The following is a 17199-nucleotide window of genomic DNA, read 5'->3' on the forward strand; positions in this document are numbered from 1 at the left end:
ACAGTGATCTTCCGCCTGGAGCGGAGAGGAGTTTTTATGAGTCGACTTTGGATCGCCGGATCTTTGCTGCTGCTGGCAGCCTCCGGCGTTTGGGCACAGAATGTAAATGCAAGCTTGCGGGGGACGGTGAAAGATCAAACGGGGTCTGTCATTGCCGGCGCGAAAATTATTATCAAGAACCTGGAAAAAGGAACCGTGCGGCCAGTTGAGACCGGCGCCTCCGGCGATTACTTCGCGCTGCAATTGCCGCCGCAATCGTATTCGGTAGAAGCCAGTGCCAACGGCTTTAAGACGAAAGTCTACGAGAGTTTTGTTCTGCAAGTGGGCCAGGAAGCAAGACTTGATTTCACATTGGATATCGGTGCCTCCAGCGAGCAGATGATTGTCTCGGAAGTCGGGCCGGTCATTCAGTCTGAGGATGGCAGCAATAGCGGTGTGATTGATGAGAAGAAAGTAAAAGAACTACCGCTGAATGGACGTGTCTTTTATGATCTGGCTCGTCTTGTGCCGAATGTGTTCAATCCCCCGCAAGGCGCTACGCTTGCTGCGCGCGGCGGCTTCAATGTCGCGGGCAACCCGGAGACCTCAAATAACTTTCTTCTCGACGGCACCGACAACAACGACCGCACCACGGGCCAACCCAGCGTGCGGCCATCCATTGACGGCATTCGCGAGTTTCGTATTCTGAGCGGCACCTTTAACGCGGAGTATGGCCGCCAGTCGGGCGGCCAAGTGCTGGTCACCACAAAATCTGGCAGCAACGAAATCCACGGCACGGTGTATGAGTTTTTCCGCAATAACAACTTTGATGCACGCAACTTCTTTAGCCCTGGCGATCTGGCGCCGTTCAATCGCCATAACTATGGATTGTCGATTGGTGCACCGATCCGGAAGAATCGCACCTTTGTCTTTGGCACCTTCGAGGGGCTGCGCAATAAGCAGGTAACCGTCAGTCAGGGAACGGTGCCGACAGAGTTGGAGCGCCGTGGCGATTTTAGTAAGTCCAATGGAACGGTGAATCTTCCCGGCGTGGTGGGCAATGTCATTCCGCAGTCGCAACTCAGCGCCACCTCACTCAAGATCCTGCAGTACTATCCACTGCCGAATCTGGCAGCTGCCGCCGGCAGCTTGAATTATGTGAATTCGACGCCGTCGCGTACGCCACAAGATCAGTTCTCTGTTCGTGTGGATCATGCGGTGAGCGCAAAGAACAATCTATCGGTGTCGTATCAGTTCTTTGATTATTTTGTGTACACCCCGAGCACCATTGCCGGTTTCAGCACTCTCGACAAGCAGCGTTCGCATCATGCGGTGATCACCGACACTCATATCTTTTCGCCAAACCTGATCAACGACTTCCGCATCGGGTACAACCGCTACTCCGGTCTCCGGAATAACGAAGACAATGCGCTCGGTAACCTTGTGGCAGCTCTCGGCATCCCGCAAGGCGGTGATTTTGGCGTGCAGCCCACCAATGGCGTGAATGGCGGCCTTCCCGGCATCAGCATCACGGGCATCACCGGAATCGGCGGCGGCACTCCCCAGTGGCGCGGCGACAATACGATCAATCTTGTGAACTCCTTGACGCTGGTGCGTAATAAGCACACTTACAAGTTTGGTGGCGACTACCAGTACTTCTATAAGCACTCTTATTTTGATTCGAGTGCGAAGGGCAGTTTTAGCTTCAACGGGCAATACTCGAGCAACGCGCTGGCAGACTTCTTGACTGGCCGCCTCCGCAGCACCAGCCGTGCGATCGGTGATCCGAATCAGCATCCTTACACCCGCTCCTACAACTTCTATGTGCAGGACGATTGGAAGGTTCTGCCTCGGCTCACACTGAACTATGGCGTCCGCTACGAACTGAACTCGCCGCAAAAGGAAAGAACCGACAAAACGTCGCAGTTTGATTTGAATACCGGCCTTCTGAACTCAGGAAGGGGTGGTGTGTATGACGTTAATCGTTCGACAGGCCTGTTGAATCTGGTGGGCACGAAGGATATTGGCAACACGCTCTACAGGATGCCGAAGACGAATTTTGCACCTCGCTTTGGTTTTGCTTATCGTCTGACCCAGGACAATAAGACGGTTGTTCGTGGCGGCTACGGCATCTTCTTTGATCAGGTGGTTGTGGGCAACGGCCTCTTTCCTCTCTTTGGCCTGGGTGCTCCCTACTTGTCGTCCTTTACAACGACCAATACGGCGTCTGAAGTCTTTGCCACCTGGGACAATCCTTTCCCGCGCGGAACTGCCGGGGGCAGCGTTGCTCCGGGCGGAGTCAATCCTGATTTCCCCACCACTTACATGCAGCAGTGGAGCTTTGGCATCCAGCGGGAAGTCGTCAATAACCTGCTGCTTGATGTTACCTATCAGGGCTCGAAGGGAACCGCTTTGCCGATCAGCTATGACATCAATCAGGCGGTGCCCGGTGCGGGCAACATCCAGGCTCGCCGGCCCTATTCGCAGTGGTCGAGTGTCACCTGGCGTGATGCGGTGGGACGTTCCAGCTTCCATAGCCTTGTGACGAAACTGGAGCGCCGCTATGCCCATGGCTTAACTTTTCTCACCAGCTTGGTCTACTCCAAGTCGCTCGATCTGCAGTCGACTCAATCCAGTGGCAACACGGGAGACGGCGGCATCCGCGATACACGCAACCTGAATGCCGAGTGGGCGCCTTCGGGCTTTGATGCCAAGTTCCGCTATGTCGGTAGCTATGTCTATGAACTGCCTTTCGGCAAGGGTCGTGCTTATCTCAACAGCGCGCCGCGCTGGCTGGATGCGGTTGCCGGAGGCTGGGAAACCACTGGTATTGTCACGGTCCAGACCGGCCGTCCGGTGACCATCACGACCAGCAAGGACATCTCAAACACGGGCAGCACCAACCGTCCCAATGTCGTGGGCAATCCGGTTCTCGACAATCCGACGGTGCGTCAGTGGTACAACCCTGCCGCCTTCTCCGACGTTCTGCCCACCGGCACTTACGCCTTCGGAAACGCTGGACGCAACATCATCAGGGCTCCGGGGATTCAGACCTTCGACCTCGGACTGTTCAAAGCGTTCCGAGTGACCGAGCGTCTGGGCCTGCAGTTCCGGGCCGAGGCCTTCAATGCCTTGAACCGGGCGAACTTCGCAGTTCCGGTTACGGATCTCAACAGTGCGAATCGTGGCCAGATCAACTCGACGGCGATCCCCAATCGCAGTATCCAGTTTGCGCTGAAGATCGTCTATTAATGAAATGGAAGGAAGGGCCGCAACCGCGGCTCTTCCGAATTACGAAGAACATGCAATCTCTACAGATCACTCCGAAGAATGCCTGGCTGGGCCGGCGCGCTTTTCTCGCGGCACTGGGTGGTGGTGCGGTGGCGAGCGCCGTTCCCTTTCCTTCGCTGCGCCCGAGTCCGCTGAGCCTCGCTGAGAAGCCGAATCGCATCGAGGATGTTACTACTTACAACAACTATTACGAGTTCGGTACGAACAAAAAAGATCCGGTGGTGAATGCGAAGTCGTTCCGCACCGATCCCTGGACACTGCGGGTGGAGGGGCTTGTCTCGAAACCACTGCAATTGAGCTTGCCGGAGATCCTGAAGCTGGCGCCTCTCGAGGAGCGCGTCTATCGCTTCCGCTGTGTGGAGGGCTGGTCTGCGGTAATCCCCTGGGCGGGCTACTCGTTGTCGAAATTGATCGAGAAGGCTGCTCCGAGATCAGGCGCACGTTTTGTTGCCTTTGAGACTTATTTCGACGAGGGCCAGATGCCGCTGGCAAAGCAAGGCCGCCTCGCCTTTCCCTATGTCGAGGGACTTCGTCTCGATGAGGCGATGCACCCGCTGACCTTGCTGGCGACGGGGATGTATGGAGAAGCGCTGCCGCCACAGAATGGCGCGCCGGTGCGGCTGATTGTCCCTTGGAAGTATGGCTTCAAGAGTGCGAAATCGCTGGTGCGGATTCGTCTCACCAACGAGCAACCGGCAACCTCATGGAACCTCAAGAAGGCGAATGAATACGGCTTCTACTCGAATGTGAATCCGAATGTTCCTCATCCCCGCTGGAGCCAGGCGACGGAGCGCCGGCTGGGTGAACTCTCCAAGCGTCCAACCCTACTCTTCAATGGCTACGAGAAGGAAGTGGCGCATCTGTATCGTGATCTCGATCTGATGAAGAACTTCTAGATCTCAAAGTCGAGGACGTTGCGTTTGGCTTCGTTCCGGCGGCGGGCAATTTCGGCTAAATGGATGGCGTCCACCACACGGTTGGACGCCTCAATTGCTTCTGCGACGATCGAGCGGGTCTGGCAATCTGCCTCGGAATGGCACTCGGGGCAGGGTTTGGCTTCCGGTCCCGCCAGACAAGGCAGCGGCACAATCGGGCCGTCGACCGCGCGAATGATCTGTCCGAGAAAGATCTGATGCGGGGCGCGCGCCAGCAGATAGCCGCCATTTTTGCCATGTTGCGCCGTCACCAGATTCTGATTGCGCAACTGGACCAGAATCGCTTCGAGGAACTTGCGGGAGATCTGCGCTTCCTCGGCCATCGCGGCGATCGAGAGCGCTTCGCCTTGCGACTGCAAGCTCAAGCGATAGAGCGCACGCAGAGCGTAGCGGCACCGTTTGGACAGCGTTCTCATGTTACTCTTATCGCCCTGGTCATGCTAGAGATGAAACTCCTATTTCTCCGATAGGATATAAGTCTTTTAGAATCAATATTTTGTGCTTGTGGTTGGCGGCTAGGACGTGATACTTCTTGAAAGAGGGAAGAACGACAATGACAAGCACAATGATGACCGCCGAAATGCAAGATTGCATGCAGAGCTGCATGGACTGCTACCGCTCCTGTACAGAGATGATGATGGAATGCATGCAGATGGGGAATTGTGATGGCAAGATGATGCGCATGATGATGGATTGTTCGCAGATGTGCCAGATGTCTGCCGACTTCATGATGCGCGGTTCCGACATGTCGATGGCGATGTGCAAGATGTGTGGCGACATGTGCATGGCTTGCGCCGAGATGTGCGAAAAGATGGCTCACGGAAACATGAAGATGATGGAATGCGCGAAGACCTGCCGCATGTGTGCGGACAAGTGCATGAAGATGAGCATGGGAACGAAGAAGATGGCGAAGAGCGCCTAATTCTTTCAAAGCTTTACAAAAAGGGCCGGTGCGCTGCGTGCGCCCGGCCTTTTTTTGATTTTGAAGATGCCGGAACACGGCGCCTGCCTAGGCCTGCCGGGCTGTGCCACGGATGGGCATCTCAAGCACCTTCGCAAGGCGTGTGGGAACAACAGGAGCCGTTGTGCTTGGCGCGATCAACCCACTGATCGCGTCGAGGCTGAGTTCCCCAGACTCTACGGTCGCGCCCGCGCCCAACTGACGCATCAAGTCCATCTGAAACTCCTGCCGGCGGCGCACCGCTTCCCACTCCTGCTTCAGGAGTTCCAGCCCAAGCTGCAACTGTTCCTGGCTAATGACGGTGGTGCTTCCAGTTGTGGGGAAGGAGGCGAGATTGGATCGAAGGGAGCTTGCTGGCATGGGGCACAAACTAAATCTATATAAAGCATATAGGGATTAAGGTGATTCGTCAAGCCGCTGCCAAACCGCGCAGCACCGTTTCGATGTACTCGCGCGCACGTTGGGCCAGCTTGTCGATCTCTTCCGGCGTCGTGGGGCGGGGAAGCAGCGGCTCAAAGATGTTCTCGAAGGTGAGTGGGATGCTGAGGCCGGTTTTCATGACGGGGGCCAGCAGCCGGTAATGGTCAATTTCCCCAAAGCCAGGGCCGCAGTCTTCGTCCTTCGGTGTGTTGCGGTGGTCCTTGATGTTGAAGGCGCGGATGTCCTGCCAGCAGGTGAGGATATCGGCAATCGGATCGTGATTCTCATAATCCAATACATTGCCCGCGTCGTAGCAGACCTTCACTGCGTCATGCCCGACTTCTTGCACGATGCGGGCGCAATCCGCTCCGGTTGCAGTGTTGCCGCCGTGCTGCTTGATCACCACCATCACTCCCGCCTGGGCTGCCGCAGGGGCCATGCGCTTGAGATTGTTGACGAAGGTCTGGTACTCGCCTGCTGTCGTCTTGCCAAAGGTCAGCAGAAATGGGATCTTTGCCGCAGCGGCTTGCTCGATGCGGCGTAGATGCGCGTCGAGGGCCTGCGGTGCTTCGAGATTCACCGTTGAGAACATCATCACCGGCTCGAGTCCCAGATTGCGGCAACGCTTGGCCAGGGCTGCCGACTCCGATGCGGGCGCCTCGACGGCCAATACGGGCCGGGTGCGTCCGTCACGCTCTTTGTGGTTGACGCCCCAGGCGATGTGCTGATAGCCAGCGCTCTTGATGCCGGTGAGCGCCCGCTCCAATGGGAAAGCGGAGTAGGGCAGCGTCATGCAGGCCAGTGGGAAACGGGTGGGGGCGCTTTGGGCAAATGCGGCCATGGCTGGAGCGGCTGCGAGGAGTTGACGTCGCGACATCATGGCAGTTCCTTGATCTCCACGTTGCGATAGTAGACCGGCCAACCTTCCGACTGCAGGCAGACGTTGCCGGCCTCGGGCCAGGCGCCAGTGCCTTCGTTCACCAGGACGCCATTGAGGACGACCCGAATATGGCCATTCTGCGAGGTAATCTCGTAGTGGTCCCATTCACCAAATGCCGGACGCCCCTCTTTGACAAAAGGACCGCGTTTGGCTCCTGTGATCTTGCCGCCGCGCACCCCGAACAGACTCCCGACTTCGCCGAAATAACCTTGTACTTCAAGGGAGGTGGGCCAGCCGTCTTGGATCGGGCCAGCGTGGATGAAGAAGCCGGCGTTCGGCCATTCTTCGTCGCTCCCTTCCTTCTGCTTCCAACCTTTTTGAAAGCGCCAGTCCGCTCGCAGAATGAAGTTTCGATACTTCTTCTTGCTGCGCAGGAATCCGTTGGGTTGCCCTGTGGTGGCGATGACGCCATCCCGGAGCATCCAGGCTTCTGGAGGAGTTGCGCCTTCGACGGTCCAGTGCTCACTGAGATCGTGTTTGGGCATGAGCGAAACGAAGCCATCTTTCGCGCAGAGGCTGAGGCAGAAGGCGACAACGATCAGTATTCTCATTGGGCTACTCCGCACCAGTCGCAGACAAAGTTGAGTAAGACTTGGGTGGATTCGATAAGCGAGTCGAGTTCCACATATTCGTCGGCCATATGAGCGTTTGCTCCTTTCGCGCCCCAGAGCAGAGTGGGGATCTCAAAGTCATGAAAGATATACATGTCGCAGGGGCCTTCGATGCCACATACTTGCGGCGTGTCCCCCAGAACCGATTGGGCGGAAGCCGCAAAAGCTCCAATCAATGGGGCATCGCTCGGCAAGGATGAGCCCGGAAGCCAGCGGATGGGATGCTCGAGCTGCGGACGGATGGCGAATGACGCTGCGTGCGCGCGCAGGAAAGCGTCGAACCAATTGTGAAAGTGGTGATCGATGGAGGAGCACTCTTCACCCGGCATGGTCTGCCAGAAGAGCTCGACCCGGCACAGGGGCGGTACGTTGGGTGGTTCTGAAGTGCCCCAGGCTGCGGTGAAGATTCGCGCCACCGTTACGGGCACCGGGTGCGCGAGATGCCGGTACATCGAATGGCGGGGGGCTTGTTCTTTCCGTTGTCGTTCAAAGTCCGGAAGGGCATTCAGGAAGAGCCGCAGTTGCTCGGCAACATTGGCCCCTGCTGCTGCGGAGAGCACTCCCGCGTTTGGCGCTGCAAATGTGATTTGCACCGTGCGGCCTCCGCGCTGTGCTGGACAGATGCGCTGCAGGCTGGGTTCGGAGATCACGGCGGCATCGGCCCGATAGCCCATCAGCCGTCCGGCCAGAGTTCCGTTGACGCCTCCGAACTCTTCGTCGACGACGGATTCGATGGTGAGATCCCCGGCCAGCCGGAGGTCCAGGTCTGTCAGTGCTTCCGCAACAAAAAGGTTTGCGGCGATCCCGGCTTTCATGTCAAACGCACCGCGGCCGTAGAGTCGATTGCCCTCGATGTGAGCGCTGAATGGTGAGTGCGCCCAGGAGGCGGCTCCTGCAGGAACGGTGTCGATATGTCCACTCAGGATCAGCGACTTGCCTCCTCCCCGGCCTGTGCGTCTCGCCGCAATGTTGGGCCGTTCGGTGTAGTCGCGGCCCGGCCAATAGGCGGGATGTTCTGTGATCCCAGGCGCATCGAGTGGGGAATAGGAATGGGGCTGCCAGTCCGCGGCACGCAAGGTTGCGGCGACATAGTTCTGGCAGGCTTGTTCAGCCCCGGTGGGAGCGGTGTTCTCGGAGGGAATGCGAACGAGGTCACTCAGGATCGCCGTCAATCGATCGGCACGCTGGCGGACATAGGAGGCAAGCTCCCGTTCGAGGACAGACTTCATGATGGCAACTCCCATGTTTTCTCGAGCGGTTTCCGGAAGCCTTTCGTCAGGAAGGCAAGATAGATTACGCCAATTCCAAGCCAAAGAAAGCCCGTTGTCTTGGCGTCCTTCGACAAGCTCAGCCAAATGTAGATACAGACCAATGCGCCAATGGCCGGGAACACGAGGTTGGTGAGAAAATGCAGGCCGGAGCGATGTCCGCGGCGCAGATAGTAATGCGCGATGACGCTGCAGTTGACCAGAACAAAGCCGGCGAATGCTCCAAAGTTGACCAGTTCCACGACCTGCTGGAAGCTGATCAGCAGCGAACCAATAAAGGACAGGACTCCCATGAGGAGGACGCTACGGACTGGGGTGGCATAGCGCGGGTGCAGATGCGCAAAGATCGAGGCCGGTAGTACTCGATCGCGCCCCATGCCATAGAGAAGTCTCGAGGCGCCTGCCAGACTGGCCAGCGAACTCGCGACTCCGGCGACGATGACGACGAAGGTATTGAAACCAAACAAAGACTGGCCGCCAATGAGACGGCTGATGTCCAGGATCACGGTTTCAACATCGGCGACAGGGCGCTCTGCCGGCCAAACGAGAGTGGCGAGATAAGCAATGGCGACACAGATGGCGGTTTGCAGGAGACATACCATCACTGTGGCAAAGGCGATGTCACGCCGTGGATCTCGGGTGTCTTCGGCTAGCGTCGAGACGGCGTCAAAGCCGAGATAGGAGAGCGTCGCGATTCCGGTGCCGAGCATCAAGGGCTGCAGCGCGAAAGTAGCAGGATTGTAGATCGCATCTGCGCGTGCCGGCGCACCATGGAATAGGGCTGCACCCACAAACCAAGCTGCCGAGACACACATGATGGCGAGCATGATTTCATTCGCCCGCTTGGTGACCTCAATGCCGAAGACATTCGTAACGGTGATGATCGCGCAGAACAGAAAGGACCAGGCGGCAAAGGGGATCTCTGGCATGAGCCGGTGGGCGGTGAGCGAAACAAAGATCGAACTCAGGAGCGGGATGAGCACATAGTCGAGAATCATGGCCCAGCCGGCGAGAAAGCCGATGGAAGGATGCAGCGACTTTCGCGCATAGGTATAAGTGGAACCTGCCTGGGGAAAGGCTGAGGCCATCCGGCCATAACTCACAGCGGTGAACAGCATTGCGACCATTGCCGCCAGGTAGCTGAGGACCGCATGACCTCTTGAGACTTGTTGCACCACGCCGTAAACGGCATAAACCGCAGTGGGGGTGAGGATTGCCAGGCCGTATATGATGAGATCTTTGCGGCCTAAGCTTTTCTTGAGGCCGGTCATGCTATTCTCACTTCCTTGTGGTGCGCACAAAAGTCGAAACAGACAACATATCATGGATTCAGGGGGATATGGTCCATGGTTGATCGAAAATCAGAATGGCAAGCCGCAGCGTGACGCACACTCCCTCTCCTAGCCGAGGCGTCTTGCGGCCGAAGCAAGTTCGTGGCGCCAATAGCGCAGTGGTGCTGCAGTTGCTCCGCCGGGCGAACCGGATGTCGCGCGCGGAACTGGCGCGGCGCAGCAGTCTTTCCGAAGGAACGGTGTCGCGCATTGTTGCAGGTCTGCTCGAGCAGAATCTGGTGACTGAAGAAGGCGCGGAAAACTCGACTGGCGGGCGTCCGGCGACGCGACTGCAGTTGTCTGATGGCCCGAAGGCCATTGGGGTCGAGATCCAGAACTGGGAGACTCGTTTCGCGGTGGCGACGATGCGCGGCACCTTGAGCGAGACAACCTCAGCCCGCACACCCGCCACACCGCAGCAAACGGTGAAGTTGATTGCAGAGCATGTGAAGCATTACTGCGCAACTCATGGACGCAAGGCATTGCATGGCATTGGCGTCTGCGCGCGTGGCATTGTCAATAGCAGGACGGGTGTGGTCGAGATGGGCAACGATCCGGGATGGGTCCATGTGCCGCTTCGCGAGATGCTGGCAGATGCTACGGGCCTGCCGGTTTCTGTCGAAAATGACGTCCGCGCTGCCGCAACGGCTGAGTATGATTACACGACGGCGGGTGAGCATGCGCCCACCTGTCTTCTGTATGTGCGTGTGGATGAGGGCGTGGGTGTGAGCTCGATTCTGAATGGCGAACTCTATGCGGGCCGTTCGATGAGCGCGGGTGAGTTTGGGCAGATGGTGATCGTTGACGATGGCGGCAACCTGCGGCATGACCGGCCGGGTTGTTTGGAGAAGCTGGTTTCCAATACAGCGGTCTGCGATCGCTACCGCGCCGCTCTTGGGCATGGAGCCGCCACCACTTCAGACAGCGGCGCGAAAGTGCGGCGCATCTGTCAAAAGGCGCTGGATGGCGATGCCATCGCGATGCAGGTGGTGCAAGATACGGCCCGCTACCTGGCGCTGGGCGTTGTCAATGTCGTTTGGGGGCTCGACCCGGAAGTGGTTGTGGTGAGCTCAACGTTGAACATGGCTTGGCCCATTCTGCATGAAGCGATTCTGGGACAGTTTCCCGATCATGCGGACTGGCCTGGTTTCCGTGGACTGAGCGTGCAACGCTCTGCTCTGGCAGATCAAGGCGCTCTGGTTGGGGCTGCCACACTTGCCTTTGCCCCGCTATTTCGTCCCGACTAAGGGTCTCTCTTGACGCAGCCGAGAGAATCGGGCTAGACTTTCTTGCAAGTCGCACGAATGGGTTCAGGGTTCTTTCACATGCCGCCATTTTCCCGGGCTGCCGTCCTCGCGGTTGCAGTGGGCGGAGCACTGCTTGCCCAATCCTCACCCCTGTCGACTTTGTCGCGCACAATCTTTGCGGCGGTGAATGCGGAGCGTGCACTCGAGACGGTAGTCCGGGTTTACGCCAACGACCGGTGGTTCCGCTTTCCGAAATTTCAGGAGACCGCGCAATACTTGCAGGTGCGTCTAGACGAGAGCGGAGTGCAGCAGTTGGCGAGAGGCGCCGCGCCTGCTGATGGTCATACACAAGTCGGTTTCTGGACGATGCCGCTGGCATGGGACGTGGCGCATGCGCGTCTGGATTTGATTGGTCCTGAGCGCGCTTCTCTTTGCGACTATCAGGCGAGCCCTGCCTGTCTTGGGATGTGGAGTGGGGCCACTCCGGCCGGAGGGCTGGATCTGGAACTGGTTGATCTCGAGACCACGGACTGGAAAGACGTCAAGGGCAAGCTCGTTCTGACCCACGAAAACTCGGCGAATCTCAAGTCGAAGCTTGTGCAGCATGGCGCGGCCGGCGCCTTGAATGGCTTTAGCGAAAATCCGAAACTGGGCGACGATCGCCAATGGATCAATGCCTGGGGCGATTATGGTTGGGGCTTTCTCAAGACCAGCACTCCTTTGCTTTCTTTCTCGGCAACGCCCCGTCAGGTGCAGCATCTGCAGCAACTTCTGGCCGCGGGCAAAGTGATGGTTCATGCCGATGTTTCCACGCGTTTCTATGAAGGTGTCTACCCTTGGCTGACTGGATTGATCCCTGGGACTACGGAGGAAGAAGTGCTTGTCCTGGCTCACACGGCGGAGCAGGGGGCCCAGGATAACGCAACCGGAGTTGCGGCCAGCATTGAAGCGATGAACACCTTACAGACGCTGATTGCGTCTGGGACCTTGCCGAAACCGCGGCGAGGGATTCGCATTTTGCTGATGCCGGAGATGTACGGTTCTCTGCATTACATTGAGGCGCATCGTGAGCGAATGAAGCGGACTATTGCGTCGATTACTGTGGATACTCCGGCCGCCTCCTATGAGCTGGCAGGCACCGAGTACACGGTCTATCGTGCCCCCCATGTGGGCAAGGCCTGGACTGATGCGTTGATGCCGCGGATTGCGAAGGCGGTGTTGCCCCGCCAGCGTCCTTCGCATGTGGCCGAGCATGCCACTGGTACCGATGCCTATCTGAGTGAGCCGGCGATCGGAGTTCCGAATGTATGGATCTACAGCGGCACGGGAGATGTGACTCATCACAACAGTGCCGACAAGCCGCAGACCGTGGATCTCCGCTCTATGCGAGACCTGGTGGCACTGGTGGCCGAGTATCTGTACTACACCGCTTCTGCTGGCGAGAAGGATGTGCCGTGGCTGGCGAACATTACGCTCGATGCGGCGATGGAGGATCTGCGCAGCGTGGCTTCGCGTGGTCTTGATGCAGTGGGCACAGGTGATGCTCGCGCTGCCTCTTTTTCGCTTTCACGTCTGGACTATATTGCGGATCGCAATGAAGATGCCTTGCGAGGGCTGGCCCGGCTCGGCGCATCGCCAGCGGTATTGTCGCCGATGCTCCACAAACTCAAGCAGTTTCGTGATCTACAGACTTCCCGTCTCCGCGATGCCGGGGTGCATCCGTATGTCAGGACTGCGAATCCAGCTCAGTTTGTGGTGCGCCGCAAGCGCATTGGCACGATTCCTTTGGACGATCTTGCCCCGGAACAGCGTGAGGGATTCCCTTCAGGTGCTTGGGACAAAGTTGTTACCGTTGCCCTCTACTGGTGCGACGGCAAGCGGACCGTTGGGGAAGCGGCCTATCTAACCGAGATGGAGATGGGGCGGCCACTCTCCTTTGATTTTGTTTCTTATTTCCGATTTCTGGAGCGTCACGGGTATGTGGACATTGCGAACTAGTCTCCTCCTGCTCGGTGTGGCGGCTTGCTGTGCCATGGAGGTGCGGATTCTGCCGGAGCACTTGCGCCCGGATCCCTTTGCGGGGATCGTTGCGGTGGACCAGGGGATGGCCGCAACGGATCTGACGGAGATTCGCGCCGCGCGTGGGGGCTATGTTTCCGCGCATCTTGCGGTGACGGGAGGGCCTGCGGTGACGGTGACTCCGAGGTCCAAACTCGCCGTTGAAATCTATCGCGAATGGTTCCATCGCAATCAGGAAGATGGACGTTACTATCCCGATGCCTTGATTCCCTACGATGCGACACCGGCTGGACTTGAGAACCGGATCGCCGGGCAAAAAGTACGAGCCTTCTGGTTGGATTTCTGGATTGCTGCGGATACGCCCGTGGGTGTGTATCCGGTGCAGATTACGGTTGCTGATGGTGCGGATACGAAGCTGGTGAAGCTGACGGTGCGTGTATTGCCGGAGAAGATTCCCAGTGCCGATGTCCTGACCCTGGACCATAATTCTTACGGCAGTTCCTGGATGTTCGGTCAGTATCCCAATACGCTGCCGAAGGGGAACGAGGACGCGCTCTTTGCGATGATCCATTCCTATCACCGGGTCTTCTATGAGCATCGCGGCGCCTTCCATCAACTGGGTTACGGTCATGCGGGCAAGGTGGGACCGGAGTTTGCGCCCGAACTGAGCGGTTCTGGACGCAACAAACGTATCTCCAGTTGGGATCGTTTTGACCGCCACTATGGACCACTTCTTGATGGATCTGCTTTCCGGGGGACTCGCCGGGGAGCGAAGCCAATCCCTTATGCTTATTTGCCGATCAACCCGGAATGGCCGGCGTCCTTTCTTTGGTGGGGAGAGCCGGGCTATCAGGTGGAGCTGACCAACGTGGTTTCCGCGATGGAGAAGCACTTCCGCGAGAAGGGTTGGACTTCGACCTACTTTGAGTTGTTCTTCAACCACAAGAAACGCTACAAGGGATTCTCTTGGGATGGCGACGAGGTCCGCTTCGTCGCAGACAACGATGCGGTGATTGCGTTCCGCAAAATGTTTGATCAAGCGATTCCGCGGGATACGCCCGTTCGGTTTGTGACGCGCTCGGATACGAGCTGGAGCATGGAAGATCAGTTTGAGCGCTTGCACGGTACGGTGAACTTCTGGGTTGCCGGGGAGGGCATGTTGAGTTGGTACCCCGGTTCCGTGGAGAAGTTGAAGGCGCGCGGGGATCAGATCTGGGCCTACGGCGGTACGCCTGCGGTGAACAAGCCGTCGGCATCGATCACGCTCAATGCGCTGCGATCCTGGATCACCGGAGTGCAAGGATTTGTTCGCTGGCAGACTGTCGATCCCGGGCCAGACCCCTGGTTCGCCTTGGAGGGCGGCGGGGAAACTTTAGTGTATCCGGGGGATCGTTTCGGCATCGGAGCCCCACTCTCGAGTGTCCGGCTCAAGCTGCAGCGCAACTGCATGCAGGATTTGGCGCGGCTCGAAGCAAAGGCAGGCCACGGGTCGAGAGCCAGCGTGCAGGAAGAAGTGGTGCAACGCTTCAACGGAACGACACTTAAGGACTGGCAGAATACGCGTCCGGCAATGGCCTCGACACCGGTACTCAATTGGAACAACGTCTCGCTCGAAGAGGCACAGCAGCCTTTTGAATCGCGCTTTGCCACGATTCGTTCTGATGCCTGGATGCGCGTGCGGGAGTCCTTGCAATGAAATTTCTACTGGCCTTGTTGACCCTGGCTCAGCTTCCGGCTCCGCAGATGCGGGGAGAGATGGAATTGATTGCGAAGACTGCCACCGTGATGGTGGATGGCGATCTTTGCCAACGCATTGTGACGCCTCGGGCGCTCGAGTATATGCTGCGCAATCCTTCCAGAGACCGCTGGGCCGATGCGGACAACTATGAGGTAAACGAAGCTGCTTTTGTCGCCACGAAGAAGACGCTCATGCGTTTGGCGAGACTGGCCGACTTTCCCGTGGATGTCAACCTGTGGATGCCGATCCAACCGGATCTGACGCGGGTGCATGTTGTGATCCGCAACCGTCACGAGATGAGCCAGTTCTGGCCCTGGGGCAAATTGTTTCAGGATACGCCGGAGCCGATGCTTGCTGTGTTGCGGGAAGGGAAGCGAGTGACGGTTACAGGGCAGAACGGATTTGTCTCCGTCCTGGCGCCGGTTCGCAATAGTCTCGATGAGATCGTTGGACTGGTTGAGGTGGTCACGAAGGCTCCTCTCGATGCCAGGGAGAACGTCAAGTGATCTCTGCGCTCCTGTTGCCGATCTTGTTGCTGGGAGTGGAGGCGCCTTCGTTTCAGGATGCGACTTATTCCTCGCGGGTCTTTGCCGGGGAGCGCAACTATCGCGTGTTTCTGCCTGCTGGATATCAGCAATCGCAAAAGCGCTATCCCGTCATTTACTACTTCCATGGTCACAGCGATCGGTACACGCTAGAGGCCTATGACAAGGGCCAAGATACGGTTCCGAAGATCGCGAAGTTTGTCAAAGATCACGATGCCATTGTGGTTGCGCCGGATGGCTTTGTCGCCAAGCACTACACGTCTTTTTACGCTGGAACGCCTTATGACGTAAGCGAACAGGGTGGAGACTTCGACTTTGGGGAAGCCTTCCAGGAACTCATCGCACATATCGATGGGAAGTATCGGACGCAAACGGGGCGGCGCTATCGTGCTACTTCCGGCTTGAGCATGGGCGGTTTTATGAGCTTATGGCTCAGCGCTCGCTATCCGGAACTGGTTGGGAGCGCATCTGCTTTTAATCCAGGCCCCGAGTTCTTTCTGGGTGAGTCCGGACGCCGCTCGCTCTGGCGTCCCAAGGATCATGTCGCATTGCATGAGTCCGCAAGCGTGCGCCTGGTACGTGCCTCTGGCGATTACATCAGCCAGTATCACGAGGAAACGAGAGCCGCCTATGCGAGAACTCCCTCTGTCGACTTCGAGTTCCGCCAGGACGAATACCACCGGCACTGGGCCACTTCGATTGGAGAGACCTTCGAGTTTCACCTGCGCGCTTTCAACGATCCACGCCGCGATCAGCTAGCCGATCACTGGACTTACACGAGCCCTTATCGCAGTTTTGAAGTTCGTGGTTATCAGGTGTCGACGGACATTCGAGAGGCTGCCCTGGTATCGATCGAAGACGCGACTGCCGATGGTTTCCGGTTGCGAACCCGCCGTTGGGCGCCCGACGGCCCTGCGGCCTCCTGTCGTGCGGTGACGGTCACGACAGCCCCGCTCTATGTTGCTGGCAAGACCTATGGGGTTTCAGAACTATCCATTGCCAGCGGCGCAATCCGGCGCAATGAAATCAAGGCCAGCGCGGAGGGTCGGCTCACCATCCGGACCGGTTGTGATGGGAGCCAGATTCATATCCAAGGGAATGAGCTGATTGTTCTACCGGAGATACGTCGCTTTGTCGCTGGTGAGCCTGTTCAACTGAAAGTCCGGATCTGGAATCCGGGCGCATCCCGGACACTCAGCGCGGAACTGCGCTCTGAGTATCCGACCGTCAAGATCGAGCAGGGCGTGGTTGCGGCAACCGTGGACGGCACGGCCACGTTGATCTTTCCTGTGGTCTTCAACTCCGGTTCCAGCGAATGGGCGCATGCCCGTCTGCACCTGAAAGTTGATGACAAGGTCTCTCCGATCGATGTCGAGATCGCTCCCGATGGGCTGACTGAGCCGATTGAGATGCGGGTTCTTGATGGCCGTACACAAAGCTTTCATGTCTTTCGGCAAAAAGGTAATCAGGGGGGCGGTGGGCCTGTGACACGTACGGTGACAGAAGGCTCAGGCAATGGTGATGGCATCCTCCAACCGGGGGAACGCGCGACCATCTGGCTGAAACTGCCTGCAGGCATCGATGGCCTGGACCGTGGCAACTGGTGCCGCGCCAAGGTCTATAGCGATTCCCCTTGGTTGACGGAAGTCGCAGACATTCAGGAGCAGAAGCAACTCGAATGGACAGGTGCGAAGAATCGGACCAGCCTCATCGAAGTTGCAGGCAGTACACCCAGCAATGTCGAAATCCCGCTGATTCTCGATTGCGAATCCTGGACTTATCACTTTACGCCTGATCTTCGCTATGGAAGTGAAGCTCTCTATCAGGCGTTTCAAATTCACAAGCATCATCTGTTCCGCTCCACGTGGAGTGGAAGAAAACCAGCTTTCTAAGGAGGCCAAATTATGGCGAAGG

14 protein-coding genes are annotated in these 17199 nt (G+C 57.7%); 8 read left to right on the top strand and 6 right to left on the bottom strand.

Annotated elements, in window-relative coordinates; translation table 11 throughout:
• Positions 1–36 precede the first annotated feature (36 nt).
• Both M017_RS0112450 and msrP read left to right on the top strand, forming a co-directional pair.
• Positions 37–3231 (top strand): TonB-dependent receptor, encoded by a 3195-nt coding sequence (locus M017_RS0112450; RefSeq protein ID WP_031498300.1) that lies wholly within the window; start codon positions 37–39, stop codon positions 3229–3231.
• 50 nt (positions 3232–3281) lie between these two features.
• On the top strand, positions 3282–4166 hold the full coding sequence (msrP, locus tag M017_RS0112455) for a protein-methionine-sulfoxide reductase catalytic subunit MsrP (RefSeq protein WP_051670605.1): 885 nt from the start codon (positions 3282–3284) through the stop codon (positions 4164–4166).
• Here the strand turns inward: msrP and M017_RS0112460 are convergent.
• Complete coding sequence (locus tag M017_RS0112460) at positions 4163–4621, bottom strand: RrF2 family transcriptional regulator (protein ID WP_051669976.1); 459 nt, start codon at positions 4619–4621, stop codon at positions 4163–4165. The genes msrP and M017_RS0112460 overlap by 4 nt on opposite strands.
• Positions 4622–4758: 137 nt before the next feature.
• Here M017_RS0112460 and M017_RS0112465 point away from each other — a divergent pair, with 137 nt between their 5' ends.
• On the top strand, positions 4759–5127 hold the full coding sequence (locus M017_RS0112465; RefSeq protein ID WP_031498303.1) for a four-helix bundle copper-binding protein: 369 nt from the start codon (positions 4759–4761) through the stop codon (positions 5125–5127).
• A gap of 87 nt (positions 5128–5214) precedes the next feature.
• Here the strand turns inward: M017_RS0112465 and M017_RS0112470 are convergent, their stop codons facing one another.
• From M017_RS0112470 to M017_RS0112490, 5 genes are read right to left on the bottom strand one after another with little or no spacing between them, the layout of a single operon-like run.
• Positions 5215–5526: a hypothetical protein gene (locus tag M017_RS0112470; protein WP_031498304.1), complete on the bottom strand. Its 312-nt coding sequence runs from the start codon at positions 5524–5526 to the stop codon at positions 5215–5217.
• A gap of 49 nt (positions 5527–5575) precedes the next feature.
• A complete protein-coding gene (locus M017_RS0112475; RefSeq protein ID WP_080507699.1) occupies positions 5576–6466 on the bottom strand; it encodes a sugar phosphate isomerase/epimerase family protein in 891 nt (296 codons plus the stop codon).
• Positions 6463–7077, bottom strand: coding sequence for a 3-keto-disaccharide hydrolase (locus M017_RS0112480; RefSeq protein WP_031498306.1), 615 nt, complete (start codon positions 7075–7077; stop codon positions 6463–6465). Before M017_RS0112480 ends, M017_RS0112475 begins: the two co-directional genes overlap by 4 nt.
• Positions 7074–8366 carry a M20/M25/M40 family metallo-hydrolase gene (locus tag M017_RS27685; protein ID WP_162179909.1) on the bottom strand — a complete coding sequence of 431 codons (1293 nt, stop codon included), beginning with the start codon at positions 8364–8366 and terminating at the stop codon, positions 7074–7076. The genes M017_RS0112480 and M017_RS27685 overlap by 4 nt, the downstream gene beginning before the upstream one ends.
• A complete protein-coding gene (locus M017_RS0112490) occupies positions 8363–9676 on the bottom strand; it encodes an APC family permease (protein ID WP_051669980.1) in 1314 nt (437 codons plus the stop codon). Before M017_RS0112490 ends, M017_RS27685 begins: the two co-directional genes overlap by 4 nt.
• A gap of 95 nt (positions 9677–9771) precedes the next feature.
• Between M017_RS0112490 and M017_RS0112495 the strand changes: the two genes are divergently transcribed.
• The 5 genes from M017_RS0112495 (at position 9772) to M017_RS0112515 (ending at position 17177) form a co-directional block, all read left to right on the top strand.
• Entirely contained in the window at positions 9772–10983 is a 1212-nt protein-coding gene (locus tag M017_RS0112495; RefSeq protein WP_031498309.1) for an ROK family transcriptional regulator, read from the top strand.
• Positions 10984–11061: 78 nt separating this feature from the next.
• Positions 11062–12981, top strand: coding sequence for a DUF4910 domain-containing protein (locus tag M017_RS0112500; RefSeq protein ID WP_031498310.1), 1920 nt, complete (start codon positions 11062–11064; stop codon positions 12979–12981).
• Positions 12971–14698, top strand: a complete 1728-nt coding sequence (locus M017_RS0112505; protein ID WP_162179910.1) for a glycoside hydrolase domain-containing protein — start codon at positions 12971–12973, stop codon at positions 14696–14698. The genes M017_RS0112500 and M017_RS0112505 overlap by 11 nt, the downstream gene beginning before the upstream one ends.
• Positions 14695–15246 carry a hypothetical protein gene (locus tag M017_RS0112510; protein WP_031498312.1) on the top strand — a complete coding sequence of 184 codons (552 nt, stop codon included), beginning with the start codon at positions 14695–14697 and terminating at the stop codon, positions 15244–15246. The genes M017_RS0112505 and M017_RS0112510 overlap by 4 nt, the downstream gene beginning before the upstream one ends.
• Positions 15243–17177 carry an alpha/beta hydrolase gene (locus M017_RS0112515; protein WP_031498313.1) on the top strand — a complete coding sequence of 645 codons (1935 nt, stop codon included), beginning with the start codon at positions 15243–15245 and terminating at the stop codon, positions 17175–17177. The genes M017_RS0112510 and M017_RS0112515 overlap by 4 nt, the downstream gene beginning before the upstream one ends.
• Positions 17178–17199: the final 22 nt, after the last annotated feature.

This window comes from Bryobacter aggregatus MPL3, assembly GCF_000702445.1.
GTDB lineage: Bacteria > Acidobacteriota > Terriglobia > Bryobacterales > Bryobacteraceae > Bryobacter > Bryobacter aggregatus.